The organism is Microcoleus sp. w1-18aA5, assembly GCF_036701705.1.
Taxonomy (GTDB): domain Bacteria; phylum Cyanobacteriota; class Cyanobacteriia; order Cyanobacteriales; family Microcoleaceae; genus Microcoleus.
On record NZ_JAUPTE010000010.1, the window covers coordinates 86,004 to 102,170 of the forward strand.

Here is a 16,167-nt window from a genome sequence, read left to right on the forward strand (position 1 = left end):
TTCTGATCGTGCGCTCTTTTTGAGAAAATTGTCAGAAAGTGCGAGCTATAATAAAACCAACCTAGTTGGCGATAATATCAACGATGGAAACTATAACTCTCAACCTACCTGCAGCCGTCGCTTTAACCGACGAACAATTTTATCAATTGTCCATCGCTAATGAAGAGTGGCGATTAGAACAAACCCCCGAAGGAGAACTAATTATTATGCCTCCAACAGGAGGCGAAAGCGGCATCAGAAATTCCGATCTCAACCTGGGACTCGGTTTGTGGAATCGTCAGACTCGATTGGGAAAAGTCTTTGACTCTTCCACTATCTTTCAATTACCCAACGGTGCGAAGCGTTCCCCTGATGCTGCTTGGGTACTCCTAGAACGTTGGGAAGCATTATCCGCAGAAGATAAGCGCAAATTTCCTCCCCTGTGCCCGGACTTTGTAATAGAATTGCGATCGCAAAGTGATTCCCTAGAAACATTGCGGGCTAAAATGCGGTATTATCGAACTAACGGCTGTCGCTTAGGTTGGCTAATTGACCCCCAAACGCCTTTAGTAGAAATCTATCACTTGTCTGAAGATATAGCAGAAGTAATCAATTTCTCTTTTGACCAACCGCCTACACTTTCGGGTGAAGATGTACTTCCCGGATTTCTTCTAGATCTTACACCTATTCTCAATCCTTGAATCTAGATCGAGAACTGTCGCCCAAGTTGCGAGAAACCGGGTTTCTGCGACAATTAGGGTTGAGTACGAGAAATAAAGGAAGAAACCCGGTTTCTGAGATGAGCCTCCATCCACAAAAATGATGAGCAATTATCTCCCCGTCAACGTATCCGCATAAGGATCAGGCAAAGCTTGCTGCACCTCCAAAAGCGGCAAAGGATCTCCAGTCAACGGTTGGCTAATCAAATTTTTTTTTACCCCATCCCCCTTGCGATCGCGCTCTTGCAAATGCGATAATTCCTCTTGATAAACCGCAACAATCCGCGCCAAACTCCCCGCCAAATCATCCCAATTATCATCTCCTCCCAACTTCTCAGAAATTCCCTCAAATAACTCTCCCGCTTGCCTTTTTTGAACATAAGCTTTCAAAAGCTTTCCCGACTTTTGCAAAACGGCCTGATAAATATCCCCATCAGACCACCACAGCCCCTGTTGACTCAGCAGCCAAGTCAAAATATACTCGCGAGCGTGTTGCTCCTTCACCCAGGCCGCGAGATACTGCAAATCTTCCATAATTACAACAGTCTCCTCAATTGTCCTTAAAATGTCCGCTTGTTTGTATCTACCGTTACTGCGATCGACATAATACCTGCCTTATCATCACCTGCCCGCGTCATTAATATCCCTTAAATCTTAAAAAAACCCTACTGATTTACCAAACAGCAATTCTGAGAATATAAAAATAAACCTAAACCTCCTAGGTCTATTGTCCAATACTTTTAGTCCACCGGAAAGCGGTACACCCCGCCTCGCTTTCCTCTCTCGCAAACCTATCATCAAGCGGGAACAACCAGCGGGTTATTAGCATGACAAAGCAAAATTTTGGTTTAATCGGTCTAGCCGTGATGGGCGAAAACCTAGCGCTCAACGTCGAAAGCAGAGGCTTCTCCGTGGCTGTGTACAACCGCACAGCAGCCAAAACCGACGACTTCATGGCCCAACGCGCCCCCGGCAAGAACATTGTAGCCGCCAAGACTCTGACAGAATTCGTCGATGCCCTAGAAACCCCACGCCGAATCTTAGTTATGGTGCAAGCTGGGAAACCCGTAGATGCGGTCATCGACCAGCTCAAACCCATGCTGTCACCGGGCGACATGATTATTGACGGTGGCAACTCGCTCTACGACGACACCGAACGCCGCACCAAAGATTTAGAATCGATGGGACTGGGATTTGTCGGCATGGGCATCAGCGGCGGCGAAGAAGGCGCGCTGAATGGTGCTAGCTTGATGCCCGGTGGCACCCGCACTGCTTACGGCCTACTAGAGCCAATTCTCACCAAAATTGCGGCTCAAGTAGATGACGGCCCCTGCGTCACATTCATCGGCCCTGGTGGCGCAGGCCACTACGTGAAGATGGTTCACAACGGCATTGAGTACGGTGATATGCAGCTCATTGCTGAAGCCTACGATTTGCTCAAAAACGTTGGTGGATTGAACGGCCAGCAGTTGCAGGAAGTTTTTGCCGAATGGAATACCACAGACGAGCTCAACTCGTTTTTGATAGAAATTACGGCTAATATTTTCAAGTACATTGATCCGGAAACTAAGCAACCCTTAGTTGAGGTAATTATGGACGCAGCCGGTCAAAAAGGCACCGGCCGCTGGACTGTTATGAGTGCTTTGGAATTGGGCGTGAGCATTCCCACAATTATCGCGGCTGTGAATGCGAGAATCATGTCTTCTTACAAAGACGAGCGCATCAAAGCTTCCCAAGAACTTACGGGGCCTAGCGGCAAGTACGAAGGCGATACTAAAGAGTTTGTGAACAAAGTTCGGGATGCGCTTTACTGCTCGAAGATTTGCTCCTACGCGCAAGGCATGGCACTTTTGAGCGCGGCCTCGAAGTCGTACAACTATGACTTAAGTTTGAGCGAAATTTCCCGAATTTGGAAGGGTGGCTGTATTATTCGGGCTGGATTTTTGGACAAGATTAAAACAGCTTTCAAGGACGACCCCACGTTGCCGAATTTGCTGTTAGCACCGGAGTTCAAACAGAGCATTCTCGATCGCCAATCAGCTTGGCGGGACGTGTTAGCTACTGCTTGCCAACTGGGGATTGCAGTGCCAGCATTTAGCGCCTCGCTCGACTATTTTGATAGCTACCGGCGCGAAAGATTGCCACAAAACCTCACGCAAGCTCAGCGGGATTATTTCGGGGCTCACACCTACGAACGCACCGACAAACCGCGCGGTGAATTCTTCCACTCTGAGTGGACACAGACTGCTAAAGAGTCGCTGCAAACTGGTACTACCGATTAATTAGTTTTTGTAGGGTGCGTTTCGGCGCACCTTACTAATTATTCTGGTGTTGCTGTTTTGACGTTTGTTTTTGAGATAGGTTTTAATATATTCGTCGTTAAAGAGCGATAGCGTCCTTTGTAGTAATTTATGTAATTTCATGAAACCTTTTATAGTAAAAGCCGCTGCCGTTTTCGGTGTGATTGCAACATCGGTATTGGATACATTGAAAGAAGAAGAGTCAAGAAAACGTTTATTAGACAGTGGTATTCTGGAAGTAGATGAAATGACGGGAAAAGAGTTTGAAAATTTTCTATATCTTTATTTTATAAACTTTGGTTATAGTGTTAAGTTAACTCAAGATAGTCAAGATTATGGGGCGGATTTAATTTTATACAAAGATGGCTCAAAAACTGTGGTTCAAGCGAAAAGAAGCAAAAATCCAGTTGGTATTAAAGCAGTTCAAGAAGTAGCAGGAGCCGTCAAACATTACAACGGCAATAAAGGAAGAGTCATCACCAACAACAGATTTACCGAAAATGCTTACAACCTTGCTGAATCTAACGACATAGAGTTATGGGATAGAAAAAGACTCATCGAATTCATCCTGACAGCTAAGAAGTGTAAATAATTTATCTACCCAAGTAAGTTATATATAAAAGATGCACTGCTTTCTCAGTATCTTTAATTTCACTTATTCATCATGTTACAAATTTCTAACACTGTGTTCATAGACGATCGCGAAATCGAGATTAGTGCGATTCGCTCTCAAGGCGCGGGGGGGCAAAATGTAAATAAGGTGGCGAGTGCGATTCACTTGCGCTTTGATATCCCAGCTTCCTCATTGCCCGATCGCTACAAGCAGCGTTTGTTCCAAATCAACGACCAGCGCATCACCTCCGAAGGTGTGATTGTCATCAAGGCCCAGGAACACCGCAGCCAGGAACAAAACCGGGAGGAGGCTTTGAGACGGCTGCAAGAACTCATTAAAAGTGCGATCGTCATACCGAAAAGGCGCAAACCCAGCAAAGCGACTCGTAGTTCCCAGCGCAAGCGTCTCGACAGCAAAACCAAGCGAGGGCAGATTAAAGCTCTGAGAGGGAAAATTACGGATTGATCGATGAAAGGTCGATCGGGCTTCTGAGTTTTTAGTTATAGCGTTTGTATTTTCCGGGCTTGGGTGCATGACTCAAACCCGTTTCCCTAGACATTTCCGAACCCCTGCGGGTTAGTTGTCTTTCGGCGAGGGCGATCGACTTGGTAAGTCATCGGGAATTTTAGTTACATCTAATCCTAAAAGCTCAAACATAGTTTTTAGAGAAACCTGGTACAGGTTAGCCAGTGCAGCTACGTTTTCAACAGTTGGCATGGACTTTCCTGATTCCCAGTCAGCTTGCATCCGCTCAGAAACGCCGATATGTTGTTTGACTTGAGGGCGGGTTAGGCCAGCTTGTTCTCTGAGAAGCCTTAATGGAGACTTGTCCTTTTCTTGCAAATTTTCTTCCACAGTGCATGAAGTTTGTTTCATGAAGCGAACCTCTTGACATGGTTGTTTAGATGAAGTAGACTTCATGTATAGCGACCAAACAAAGGCCCCCTGGCGAGCCTACTTTCGTCAAAATGCAGGTTTGAAAGACCGCCTTATTTTTAGTGTCTATCAATTATGCCTGCATACCCAAGCGTATTTTCGGGGGTTGGGCGCATACCTCAAGCCCCTTTTTTCTCAACGCCGAGGAGGTGATGCCATGTAAAAGGTCGATCGACCTCACAGCACACTCCAACTCAACATTTTATCAAAGATCCAGACCAAAACTTCAACTTTGCGATCGCACAACTTCCGTGCTATCGTGCCATTTCTCGAACCATTCCAGATCATGCCCCCATCAATTGACAACTTCTACCTAGGCGATGTCGCCTCCAACTTTCACTTTGCAGGCCCGCTGCTAGACTTTGAAGAAGAAATCCAGAATCAATCTCCCTTTCACGATTTAGACTATCTCACAGGCGAAATTAAAAGGGGATTCCTAGACTACGTGCGTCAAGGAATCATGCTGGATGCCATCCGAAAGCTGCGATTGTACAAAGACAAGTTCAAAACTTTTAAAAGTTACTGCGAACAAGCATTAGGTCGGCAGTATTTTTACTGCACACAAATTATCAAAGCAGCGAGTATTTGCCTGCGCTTAATTAAAGCAGGATTTGAGATTTTGCCTAGCTGCGTTGCTCAAGTTGTCCCTTTGTTCAAACACGCAATTACAGACCAATATGGCGACTGTCGTTTACAGGAAAAGTGGCAAGAAGTTGTCGATGTCATACCAAAAGAAAGGATTACCGCAGTAACTATTGCCGAAACCGTTGACAACAATCCCAACCTTCGGCTCAAACAAATTCGCATAAAAACCGACACCTACGCCCTTTTAACGAAAAAAGCAGCCGCAGCCGGACTGTCAATTTCGGAATTTTTGGCAAGGTTGGTTGGCGAATACAATCCCAGCAATTTAGAGCAGCCAGCGGAACATACTCCCGAGCAAGAGGAGATTTTAGACCAATTAGACGCGGAGTTTAAGAAGCCAGCCACGGAACAGACTTCAACTTCTGCCCCACCAGGAAAAGTTAAGTCTAAAGGTTTTGGAGTCAAAGTTGAGCCTAAAGGTGGTAAAAGGGAAGTGAAGGCGAAAACTTCGGAAAGGGAAGTTAAGGCAAAAACTTCGGAAGGTGAAGTTAAGTTCAAAAATCGGCAAACTGAAATCCAAGCCGAGAAACAGTCGAATTCATTTAATGAGAAAAATCATGAAGTCATCTGCCCAAAATCCAATCATGCGTCAACTGAAATTAATGGAGGCTCAACTGAACGAAATTCAGTGCCACCTTATTAAAGCCAGTGTGTTGAATTGGTGGCAAATAGTTTTGCCTGACGGTCAGAAAATTGCGATCGAACACGCGGGCGGCGGACACTGGGTTTTTCGGGCGAACGGGCTTGAGAAATCTCATCCAGAAGTGCGGCTAGCGGTTTTGAAGGCGATCGCCCAAGGCTGTCACAGGTAAGTTACGGCTAAGGACACGGCGCAGTGCCGTGTCCTCAGATCGACTGGCGATCGGATTTGATATGATTTGGGGATGTAGGACCAGATAAACACAGATTAATGCAGATGAATTATATCAATCACTGATGGTGCAAGCAAAATTAATATTACTCGATTTGATGAAGCAATTTCTCAATTGTCTCCACTAACGTTTCAGGCTCAACAGGCTTGGGAAGATGCCTGTGAAATCCGGCTGCTAGTGCTTGCTGTTGATTTGCCTCACCTGCATACGCTGTGAGAGCGATCGCGGGAATCTCTCCTCCCTCCTGTGTGGATAGTTGTCTGACTTGACTAATCAACATATAGCCATCAATTTGTGGCATCCCAATATCAGCAATCAAAACATCTGGCTTCAATTCATTGAGCTTTTGTAGCGCATCTTTTGCTGAAGATACAGAGATCACTGTGGCTCCCGCTTGCTCCAAAATACATTGAACTAACTCTAAATTGTCTACTTCGTCATCGACGGCAAGGATACATAATCTAGCCAAGGGTGAAGTGTGAGCTTTGAGTGATAAATTATCGTTGCGATCGCTGTTTGCATCATTGCTCCTGGCTAATAAGGGAAGTGTGACAGTAAATGTTGCTCCCTGTCCTTCTCCACAACTTTCGGCTTTGACAGTTCCACCGTGTAGCTCAACGACGTGACGCACGATCGCTAATCCGATCCCTAATCCACCAAAGGTTCTCGTAATACTGCTATCAGCTTGTCGAAATGTGTCAAAGACATAGGGAATAAATTCTGGCTTAATCCCTTTTCCTGTATCCCTGACTTGAATTTGAGCATAGGAATCAATCGTTTTTAGCTCAACTTCAACTCTACCTCCCGTTGGGGTGAACTTAATGGCATTGGTGAGCAAATTCCAGACAACCTGTTGCAATCGGGTAGCATCTCCTAACACATCGCCGACATCGGGTTCTAGGTGAGTTTGAATTTGAAGGTTTTTCGCTTCGGCGGCTAAACTAACTGTTTCGATCGCGGCTTTAAGAGTTGTTTTCAAATTAATAGGAGTAGAGTTCAAACTCAGCTTCCCTTGCAGAATCCGAGAAATATCCAGCAAATCCTCAATCAGTTGAACTTGCAACTGGGTATTGCGTTCAATTGTTTCGAGAGCTACCGCCGTCTTGCCAGAATCCAGGGTTCCCCTTCGCAGCAGCCGAGTCCAACCCAGAATCGGATTCAACGGAGTTCGCAATTCGTGCGACAAGACAGCTAAAAACTCATCTTTAATTCGGTTAGCTGCTTCTGCTTGTGTCCGTGCTTGCGATTCTGACTCGTAGAGCCGTGCTCGGTCGATCGACTGCGCCGACTGCTGTGCCAGTGCCAAAACGAAAGCGCGATCGCTCTCGGAAAGTCCGGGAACGGTCGAAAAACTCAGCGACAGTCCACCAACGGCTTGTCCTTCAATCAGTAATGGCACTGAAATCCAGGCTTTTGAACCAGCCTGGGCATAAGCTTGGGCTAAATCAGGATAACGGGCAATTCGGTTTTCGATAGTTTCTAGCCAAACAGGTTGCCCACTTCGCACAGCTTCTGCGAGAGGATAGGGTGCATGAATCGAAAAACTGCGCTGAAATTCTCCTACGTGCTCGTACCCGATCGCTTGAATAATCTCCAGTTCGCTTGCATCCTGGTTTAATACCGCAACCAAACCACAACTTGCTCCCAGTGCGGACATTCCCTGTTCAATAATGACCTGAGCCACTTGAGCCGAGGTTAGGGATTCAGACAAAGCTGTCATCACCGCCAGCAGTCTAGCCGTCCGGTTAGCAGCGAGTTCGGCGGCTAATTTCGCTTGTTGTGTTTCATTATAGAGACGAGCATTATCAATGGCGATCGCTGCTCGCTGAGCCAAATCTTCAGCCAGGCCAATGTCTTCCAGGCGATAGCGGCGATCGGATTCAGTAAACACAAAGGTAATGCTACCCAACACGCGCCCGCGTGCCTGTAGCGGTGCAATGATGCAGGACTTTAACCCAACTCCACGTAAGATTTCCAGGTATTCAGCATTCGGCACTGTGGCAACTAACTGTTCATCTGTAATCTCAATCCCAATTTCAATCTGTCCTGTTTGCATGACTTTAGCAATGCCATACGCATCATCGAGATGTCTGGGAAAGCGTTGAGCCAACTCCCAGCCAAACTTCACTTTTTCGGGATCTGAATGAGCAACTGCAACCCGACCAATTGTGCGATCGTCATTCAGCAGATCAACACTACACCAATCTGCAAAATAAGGAACTGCCAGCTTTGCAACGCTTTGGAGAGTTTGTTCATACTCTAGTGAAGAGGAAAGGACAGCACTCACTTGGGCTAAAAATGCTGATTGTTGTTGAGAATTCTCTGCTACAGCACGGGCTGCCTGTTCTTGAACAAGCTGTACTCGTTCGTCTTCGGTTTGCTTCCGTTCAGTAATGTCGCTGAAAGCAGCAATGATATTGATAATTTGCCCCTCTGCGTCAAACAAAGGGGAAGCATTGATCGAGAGAATCGTGCGAGTTCCATCAGCATGGCTAATAGCCTGTTCAATACCATAAACAGGCTCACCTGTCTGCATCACCCGCGCAAACGGCAGTTCATCTTCTGGGAAAGGATGACCCTCCACGGTTGTAATGAACCAGGATGGAGCGTTATACCCTCGCTCCACACTGTCCCTGCAAGTCAATCTTAAAATCCTTTCTGCGGCCCTATTGGCAGCTATAATCTCCCCGGTAGAATCTAGAATAGTGATACCATCAGGAATAGTTTGGAAGATGCTGGATAATTGCGCTTCACCCTCACGCAGAGCAGTTTCTGCCTGCTTGCGTTGTGTAATGTCGTGCATCACAACAACTGCACCCTGTTTTTCGCCGTTTGGAGCTATAATCGCCTGTCCAGTTACTAACAGCATTCGCGCCGTTCCCTGCTGCGGAACAATCATCATTTCCACATCACGAACGTTCTGTCCTTGCAATGCCTGGAACAGGGGAATATCCTCTGTATTCATGGGTGTTTTGCCGTCGGGCAAATACAAGTTATAATACTCAGCCCATTGAGCCGATGGAACTGGCTGCTGAGGTAATCCATGAAAATCTTTAGCTGCTTGGTTAAATACCGTCAATATGCCATCGGCATCGCAAGCCACAATGCCAGCTTGAACGTTGTTTAGGATGGCCTTCAAAAACTCCTGTTCTTTCTGAAGGGTGGCTTCCACCTGCTGCGAATTGGCGATTTCGGCTTTTAATTGTCGATCGAGTTGAGATGTTTCAGTAGTGTCTTGGAAGTAAATAAGTAACCCATCTTCACTCTTGATGAGGCGAATTCTCAACCATTTGTTGAGTGAGGGGTAATGTTCTTCAAACTCGATTGCAGTTCGCGTTGCGATCGCTCGATGACAATACTTATATAGCTCCGAGGTAAGATCGACCGAAAATATAGTCCATATATTTTTGCCTATCAGGTGTTGCTGCTTACTGTTTAAAAGCTCCTCTGCTTTATGGTTGACATAGGTGCAGTGCCACTCTGAATTAATAGAAATAAAAGCCTCAGCCATGTGCTCGACTATCACCGCAAATCGTCGTGCTTCCAGTGCTTGGCAGTCCGTACATAGCTCTTGAGGAAAATTTACAGTAAGCTCTTCTCGATCGTTCAAGGAGTGTGTAAGTTCTACATTCATTGCGGTTAGTCCTGCCTATTTACCTATTATGCCAGCTATTGTTAGGGAATCAAGATATAATATGCCCCAAACCTAAGTCATTCAGTATTTAAGCACAGGGGCGATCGCACCTCATGCCAGAACACCGCTAAAAATTCGTCTTTAATCCGGTTAGTGGCTTCTGCTTGGGATCGTGCAAAGCGATCGCGTTCTCACAGTGGTTTTCTTTCTTGTTCTGCTTGCTTGCGCTTTGTTCACGGATGGGGATGGTGCCGACGAGAATCGGGCTAGCCTTTCTTTAACACCGAACTCCTGCAAACAACCCAACTGCTCAGCAACAGCCTCGACGAAACGTGGCAACTATACTAAATCTCTAGCCTAGACATATTCTGTCATTCCTAATTGAGAATGCCAAATCTATTAGTTTGGTGATAGAAACCACAAAAACCGCTTTGTGGGCGGGTTTTAGGTATGGAAAGAAAGGGACTCGAACCGCTGACCCCTCCTACAATGGCATTGTAATGCTCTAACTAACTGAGCTATGCGATCGCCTCAGCACTTATCCACCGTTAAAAATTTGCTTAGCGGTCAAATTTAACTCTGGAAACACCGCTGATTCAATTCTTTCATCTCCCCAAAACAGCTTAATTTGATACTCACCATCTACTAACTGATAAACCGATAAAGCAGGCTGTTTGGGATAACCAATATAACGGCTACCCCCTAAGCCCAAATAATCTACAATCCAATATTAGGAATGCTTAATGCTTCATAATCAATCATTTTATGTGCATAATCATCACGCCAATTTGTGCTGACTACTTCAATAACTAATTTAACCGAATTTCCCTGAGTAATAACTGATTCTCTTTCCCATCAAGACTCATTGGCTTCAACGGCTTGTTTATCTAATACAATCACATCGAGATCGTAGCCAGAGTTATCGTTAAATTTAATTGTACATTCCTTGGGAATAAAGGAAGTTGTAATCGCCTGATTTCTAAACCAAATTCTATCGATTGAAAACCCGCGTTGGATGAATGCTTACCAGTTGGATTTGGCATTTAATTTAAACCATAAATCAGTTATGTAATTCATAACGGATTTATGGTTTTCCTTCCAGAAATTCATCAAAACTCCTGAACTTCGATATCGCTTGAGTCATGGTAAAGTCTTCCATGCTCTAATATCATTTGATTTTGATTCAGTAGGGTGCGTCAGATTTTTAAATTCATGATCTAACGAATAGGTTAATTGTCGAGCGAAAGACAAAACTCTCGGTAGGAGGGCAAACCTAAAACCCTTGATTTATAAATGATTGAAATTCATGGACACAACTGGACTCGAACCAGTGACCCCTACGATGTCAACGTAGTGCTCTAACCAACTGAGCTATGCGTCCTCACGAATTCCTAATGTAGCAGAACATTCGATCGCCTGTCAAGCATAAATATAAGATTTTTTAGACGGACACTCTTGACATCGCCCCTAATGCCCAATCCCCCGCCAAATCCTCACAGTTCGATCGCCCGCACCGCTAGCCAAACTCCCCCCATCAGAACTAAACGCCACCGACAAAACCTCGCCCCCGTGGCCCGTCAGAATTTCCAGCAAACTCCCCGTACCCGCATCCCACAAATAAATCGTGCCATCCCGACTCCCCGTCGCCAAAACCCGACCATCGGGACTCAACGCCACACACAAAACATCCCCAGAATTGTCCCTCATACTCCGCAACAGCGTCCCTCGCCCCTGTCCATCCACCCGCCACAGCTTCGCCGTACCATCCCGACTCCCCGTCCCCAAAATCAATCCTTCTCCTACTCCCCCCCTTACCAAGGGGGGGCTGGGGGGGGTCTGACCGGCAGGGGACACAGAGGAAGTCAATCCTTCTCCTACTCCCCCCCTTACCAAGGGGGGGCTGGGGGGGGTCGGGCCGGCAAGGGAGTTGGGGGAGTTCGCAGCAAAAACGATCGCCCGCACCCAATCCCCGTGCTCCGCCAAAGTACAAATCGATCGATTATTTTGCCAATCCCACAACTGCACAGTCTTGTCCCGACTGCCACTAGCCAAAAACTCCCCGCCAGGACTAAAAGCCACCGCCTCCACCCCGCCAGCGTGACCAGTCAAAGCCGACATCCGCCTTCCCTTATTCAAATTCCACAACTGCACAGTTTTGTCCCGACTGCCGCTAGCCAAAACCTGACCATCCCGACTAAACGCGACAGCAGAAACCCTGTCAGAATGACCAGCCAAAGCGTACCACCACTTACCCTTATTCAAATCCCAAATATGAATCATTTTGTCCCTGCCACCACTAGCCAAACTCGCGCCATCAGGACTAAACGCCACACAAGTCACCCAGTCAGAATGACCCGTAAGAGTGTACCAGCGCTTACCCGCATCCAACTTCCACATCTCAATCGTCTTGTCCTCACTGCCACTAGCTAAAGTCGCACCATCAGGACTGAAAGCTACCGACGTAACAGCATTAGAATGCCCTACCAGAGTATGAACACACCTCCAAGTGGGCGCGCGTGTGGGAACAACCCGCTGCATCGGCGGCACAGGTAAAATTGTGCCTGCAACCGTTGGCGGCACTGCATTCTGCACCACCGGTGTCCTCTGCGGCACGGAAATTTTAGGCGCTGGTAGGGGCGATGCCCCCGTGCCCGCCCCCGCCGACTGCTGCGGCTGCAAATCTTTCAATACCTCAGCTACAGATTTGTAGCGCCGACTGAGACTCGATTCGATCATTTTGTCGAGAATGCGACTTAATTTCGGATCAATTGGAACCTTCAAAAAGTCTCGCCAAACCCAAGCATCTTGATTGATATCGAACAAATCAAAAGGAGATATTTGAGTCAGCAAATAAATGCAAGTTACTCCCAAACTATACAAATCACTGGCATAAACCGCTTGACCTCTAATTTGTTCCGGCGCCACGAATTCGGGAGAACCGATGACTGTACCGGTTTCTCTCAAACCCTCCACAACTTTTGCAGCGCCAAAATCAACTAAAACTAATTCCCCGGTTAATGTGGGGTAAGTATAAATGATGGGAGTTTGAGAAAGGCGGCGGCGGATAATATTGGGGGGTTTAATATCTCGGTGAATTACACTGCGATCGTGCACGAACTGCAATACTGGCAATAAATCCTTCAGCAGACTGAGAATCTTACTTTCGCTGAAAGGCCCAGTCCGCGCCAACTCTTCCTGTAAATTCTGACCTTCTATAAATTCCTGTACCAAATACTGATAGCGTTCCTGCTGAAAGTGCGCCAACAATTCGGGAATTTGCGGGTGTTTCCCCAACTCGTCCAGCCGCACCGCTTCTCGGTTGAATAATTCTGCTGCTTTTTCGCTGCTGCTGGTACCTTGAGATAGCGGGAAAAACTGTTTAATTGCACAGCGGGGTTTTGAGGGTTTGTCTTGGTCTATTGCTAAAAAAGTGCGACCAAAACCGCCGCGCCCCAGGGGTTTGATGGCGCGGTAACGCTCTCTGAGCAACAGTTTGGAGCCGCAATTCAGGCAGAATTGGGTACGATCGGCATTTTGCGGGTTTTGACAGGCGGGGTTTAGGCAATAACTCATAACTAAACCGAGAAGGAATCAGCAGCACATCTCTATGATACTGACGCCAAAGGGCGATCGACTCTCGCGTTACAATTAAAAACCACAGGACTTTAGCCCTCAGAATTTAAGATGTGGCTTTTACTTTCAGAGCATACTCTTTAAACCTTTCCAAGTCAGCCTGAATAGTCGATTCAACCACGCGGCCCAGAAATAGGTTATCCATCAATTTTCCCAGCCAGCCGGGAATTCCGTAAGCCACTGTCAGCTTGACTATACTGCTGTCTTTGCGATCGTAAAATCTTACGGCACCTCTATTTGGCAAACCGTCTACCGATTCCCACTGAATTATCTGATTCGGCACTAATTTGAGAATCCGAGAAAGCCAGCTAAATTCTAACCCGCCAGTTGCGAGTTTCCAGCGAGACAATTCTGGATCTTCTTCGAGAACATGAACAGATTCTATCCACTTCATCCAGCGTGGCATTTGCTCTAAATCTGACCAGAGTTGCCACGCTAATTCGATGGGAATTGCCACTTCTACTTGGACACTGTGTTCTAACCAATCAGTCATGGGATTTTAGATTTTAGATTTTAGATTTTAGATTTTAGATTGTGGATTTTCTCGTTTATTGTCGAATCTAGATCCCCCTAAATCCCCCTTAAGAAGGGGGACTTTGAGAACACTGTTCCTCCCCCACTTATTAAGAGAGACTTTGAGAACACTCTTGTCCCCCCCTTATTAAGGGGGGTTAGGGGGGATCGAGACGACTAATGACTAATGACTGTAAGCTTCGAGAATTGCCTTAGCCGCTTGATGGCCTGAAAGTGTCGCTCCTTCCATACTATCAATGTAGTCTTGCTGAGTGTAACTTCCTGCTAGAAAGAAATTGGCGATCGGAGTTTTTTGAGCTGGGCGGAAAAGATCCATTCCCGGTGCTTCGCGATACAAAGATTGAGCGAGCTTCACTACACTGTACCAAGTCATGTTTAATTCCCGCGCTGACGGGAATAAATCCTGAACTTGCTTAAGTACGTGTTGGGCGATCGCCTCATTGCTTTGTTTAATAAACGGATCTCCCGGAGTCAACACCAACTGCAACAGAGAACCTTGTCCTTCCTTATAATAATCCTTGGGACTTGTCAGCGCCAAATCAGCAAAACAGGAAAAATCTGCATCTGCTGAATATAGCAAATTATCGATTCCTACAGCGTGGCTCAACTGCTTGCGCTTGGCTTCGTCTTCTAGTTCCGTTACCCAACCGTCGAACCGCAATTGTACTGTAGCAACTGGCACAGCATCTAATTTATAAATGTTGTCAAATTCTGACCATTTGCGCCAAGCTGGGGGCAATATTTTCTGAATTCCAGGCACATCTAATGCAAAAACATAAGCGTCTGCGGTAATATTTTCTTCTGTTTCGCTGTTAGCTACTACCAAGCCTGTGACGCGGGTTTCTTTGCCTTCTTCAAACTGAATTTCTCGGACTCTGCGCCGCGTGTAAATTTTTGCTCTTTTGCTTTCCAAATATTCCACAATGGGTTTGTGCAAATATTCGTTGGGAGAACCAGCCAGCATCCGCATGACAGAGGCTTCGGTTTTGGAAGCAAAGAATTGAAAGATTGTCAACATACACCGGGCTGAAATATTTTCAGTGTCGATAAAACCCAGCGCGTAGGCGATCGGATTCCACATTCTTTTGAGCGAGTTTTGGTTGCCCCCTTGACTGCGGAACCAGTCAGCGAAGCTAACTTTATCCAAATCGCGGATAGTTTTCATTGCCCCGTCAAAGTCTATCAAACCTCGGACGATCGGGCTAGTTCCCAGGGCGATCGCATTTTGAATTTTGTCTTGTACGGATAGCTGGGATGTAGTAAAAAATGCCTTCAATCCGTGCAAAGGAGCACCCACCGGAAAGCGAAAATCTAAAGAACCGGTTTCGCCGCCTCGATTGATAAAAGTGTGGACGTGTTCTTTGAGGAGCAAATCGTCAAATGCTCCCACTTTTTTCATCAGAGCAAATAAGTTATAATAGCAGCCGAAGAAGACGTGCAAACCCATTTCCACGTGATTGCCGTCGGGATCTACCCAACTGCCGACTTTGCCGCCAACAAAGGGGCGGGATTCAAAAATTTCTACTTCGTGGCCGGCCTCCACTAAATCAACTGCTGTGGTCATTCCAGCCAGTCCCGCACCTGCGATCGCAACCCGCATTTTACCTATCCTTTACAGTATTTTTACAAATTGTAACAAAATTTAGAATATTAGAAATATTAAAGTTCGTAAATGCCGATCGACATTTGTATAGCCCTCTGAACTCTTGCTAGGACATCGGCACTAAGTTGACCGTAAGGGCCTTGTTCCAGATAAGTCTTTTGGACAGTTATAATTTGCTCGCAGACAGCCAGCGAGTCAGATTCTAACCCTCCTTCACCAGGCGGAATCAAAACCCGAGTCGGAGTTTCGCCCCCTCTCAAATCGCTAGTAAAAGGGACAATCAGTACAGTACGGCTCAATTCATTCCGGCTATCTATGGAAACGACAGCAACAGGACGCTTTTTGGTATCTCCGATCGTTCGCAAAGCTCTAACAAGATAAACTTCGCCTTGTCGCGGATAAGCTTCTGTCATTGTATCAAAGACCTTCCTCTATTAAAATTTCTTCCATTTGTTCCTGAGCAAATGTTGCCCATTCTTCCTCAAACTCAATATCTTCTTGGCTGCGGTTTTGATAAAACTTCCGCAACTTATCTTCTATTTGCTTAGCGTACCAGAGACGGAGAGCTTGTTCGATAGCCTCCGTCCAATCATCAGTAAGCTGGTCTATTTTCTCCGCGAATTCAGCATCAAGGGCGACTAACACTTCTCGCTTTTGAGTAGAATTTGACATAATCATTTTCCTTTATAATTTAAAACC

General features: G+C 46.2%; 14 protein-coding genes, 1 tRNA gene and 1 pseudogene. 6 read left to right on the forward strand and 10 right to left on the reverse strand.

Translation table 11 applies throughout. The features are described 5' to 3' along the window. The first annotated feature begins 83 nt into the window (after positions 1-83). Entirely contained in the window at positions 84-680 is a 597-nt protein-coding gene (locus Q5691_RS05690) for a Uma2 family endonuclease (RefSeq protein WP_333310411.1), read from the forward strand. Between the two features lie 129 nt (positions 681-809). Here the strand turns inward: Q5691_RS05690 and Q5691_RS05695 are convergent, their stop codons facing one another. Then, positions 810-1,232 (reverse strand): hypothetical protein, encoded by a 423-nt coding sequence (locus tag Q5691_RS05695; protein ID WP_333212563.1) that lies wholly within the window; start codon positions 1,230-1,232, stop codon positions 810-812. A 293-nt stretch (positions 1,233-1,525) separates the two neighbouring features. Here Q5691_RS05695 and gnd point away from each other — a divergent pair, with 293 nt between their 5' ends. The 3 genes from gnd to arfB all read left to right on the forward strand — a co-directional run bounded on the left by gnd (position 1,526) and on the right by arfB (position 4,076). Beyond that, positions 1,526-2,980, forward strand: a complete 1,455-nt coding sequence (gene gnd, locus Q5691_RS05700; RefSeq protein ID WP_333212561.1) for a decarboxylating NADP(+)-dependent phosphogluconate dehydrogenase — start codon at positions 1,526-1,528, stop codon at positions 2,978-2,980. 139 nt (positions 2,981-3,119) lie between these two features. Beyond that, positions 3,120-3,590, forward strand: coding sequence for a restriction endonuclease (locus tag Q5691_RS05705; protein WP_333310413.1), 471 nt, complete (start codon positions 3,120-3,122; stop codon positions 3,588-3,590). Positions 3,591-3,662: 72 nt separating this feature from the next. Next, positions 3,663-4,076: an alternative ribosome rescue aminoacyl-tRNA hydrolase ArfB gene (gene arfB, locus Q5691_RS05710; protein WP_333212559.1), complete on the forward strand. Its 414-nt coding sequence runs from the start codon at positions 3,663-3,665 to the stop codon at positions 4,074-4,076. Between the two features lie 111 nt (positions 4,077-4,187). Here the strand turns inward: arfB and Q5691_RS05715 are convergent, their stop codons facing one another. Then, a complete protein-coding gene (locus tag Q5691_RS05715) occupies positions 4,188-4,487 on the reverse strand; it encodes a helix-turn-helix transcriptional regulator (protein ID WP_333212557.1) in 300 nt (99 codons plus the stop codon). A 346-nt stretch (positions 4,488-4,833) separates the two neighbouring features. On the opposite strand from Q5691_RS05715, the gene Q5691_RS05720 reads away from it, so the two are divergent. Together Q5691_RS05720 and Q5691_RS05725 are read left to right on the forward strand one after the other, a co-directional pair. Continuing rightward, positions 4,834-5,835, forward strand: a complete 1,002-nt coding sequence (locus Q5691_RS05720; RefSeq protein WP_333212556.1) for a hypothetical protein — start codon at positions 4,834-4,836, stop codon at positions 5,833-5,835. A 7-nt stretch (positions 5,836-5,842) separates the two neighbouring features. After that, positions 5,843-6,004 carry a hypothetical protein gene (locus tag Q5691_RS05725; protein WP_333084216.1) on the forward strand — a complete coding sequence of 54 codons (162 nt, stop codon included), beginning with the start codon at positions 5,843-5,845 and terminating at the stop codon, positions 6,002-6,004. A gap of 145 nt (positions 6,005-6,149) precedes the next feature. Here Q5691_RS05725 and Q5691_RS05730 read toward each other — a convergent pair whose 3' ends face one another. From Q5691_RS05730 to Q5691_RS05765, 8 genes and pseudogenes are all read right to left on the reverse strand, one after another. Further along, on the reverse strand, positions 6,150-9,698 hold the full coding sequence (locus Q5691_RS05730; protein ID WP_333344136.1) for a PAS domain S-box protein: 3,549 nt from the start codon (positions 9,696-9,698) through the stop codon (positions 6,150-6,152). A gap of 538 nt (positions 9,699-10,236) precedes the next feature. Further along, positions 10,237-10,842, reverse strand: a pseudogene (locus Q5691_RS05735) (Uma2 family endonuclease). 163 nt (positions 10,843-11,005) lie between these two features. Next, positions 11,006-11,079 (reverse strand) — tRNA-Val (locus tag Q5691_RS05740). An 86-nt stretch (positions 11,080-11,165) separates the two neighbouring features. Then, positions 11,166-13,271, reverse strand: a complete 2,106-nt coding sequence (locus Q5691_RS05745; protein WP_333344137.1) for a serine/threonine-protein kinase — start codon at positions 13,269-13,271, stop codon at positions 11,166-11,168. Positions 13,272-13,377: 106 nt separating this feature from the next. Next, positions 13,378-13,824 (reverse strand): SRPBCC family protein, encoded by a 447-nt coding sequence (locus Q5691_RS05750; protein ID WP_015175311.1) that lies wholly within the window; start codon positions 13,822-13,824, stop codon positions 13,378-13,380. Positions 13,825-14,028: 204 nt separating this feature from the next. Next, positions 14,029-15,465 carry a 9,9'-di-cis-zeta-carotene desaturase gene (zds, locus tag Q5691_RS05755; protein ID WP_333212552.1) on the reverse strand — a complete coding sequence of 479 codons (1,437 nt, stop codon included), beginning with the start codon at positions 15,463-15,465 and terminating at the stop codon, positions 14,029-14,031. Positions 15,466-15,524: 59 nt separating this feature from the next. Continuing rightward, positions 15,525-15,881, reverse strand: coding sequence for a type II toxin-antitoxin system PemK/MazF family toxin (locus Q5691_RS05760; protein ID WP_333212550.1), 357 nt, complete (start codon positions 15,879-15,881; stop codon positions 15,525-15,527). A gap of 4 nt (positions 15,882-15,885) precedes the next feature. Continuing rightward, a complete protein-coding gene (locus Q5691_RS05765) occupies positions 15,886-16,140 on the reverse strand; it encodes a hypothetical protein (RefSeq protein ID WP_333212548.1) in 255 nt (84 codons plus the stop codon). Positions 16,141-16,167 lie beyond the last annotated feature (27 nt).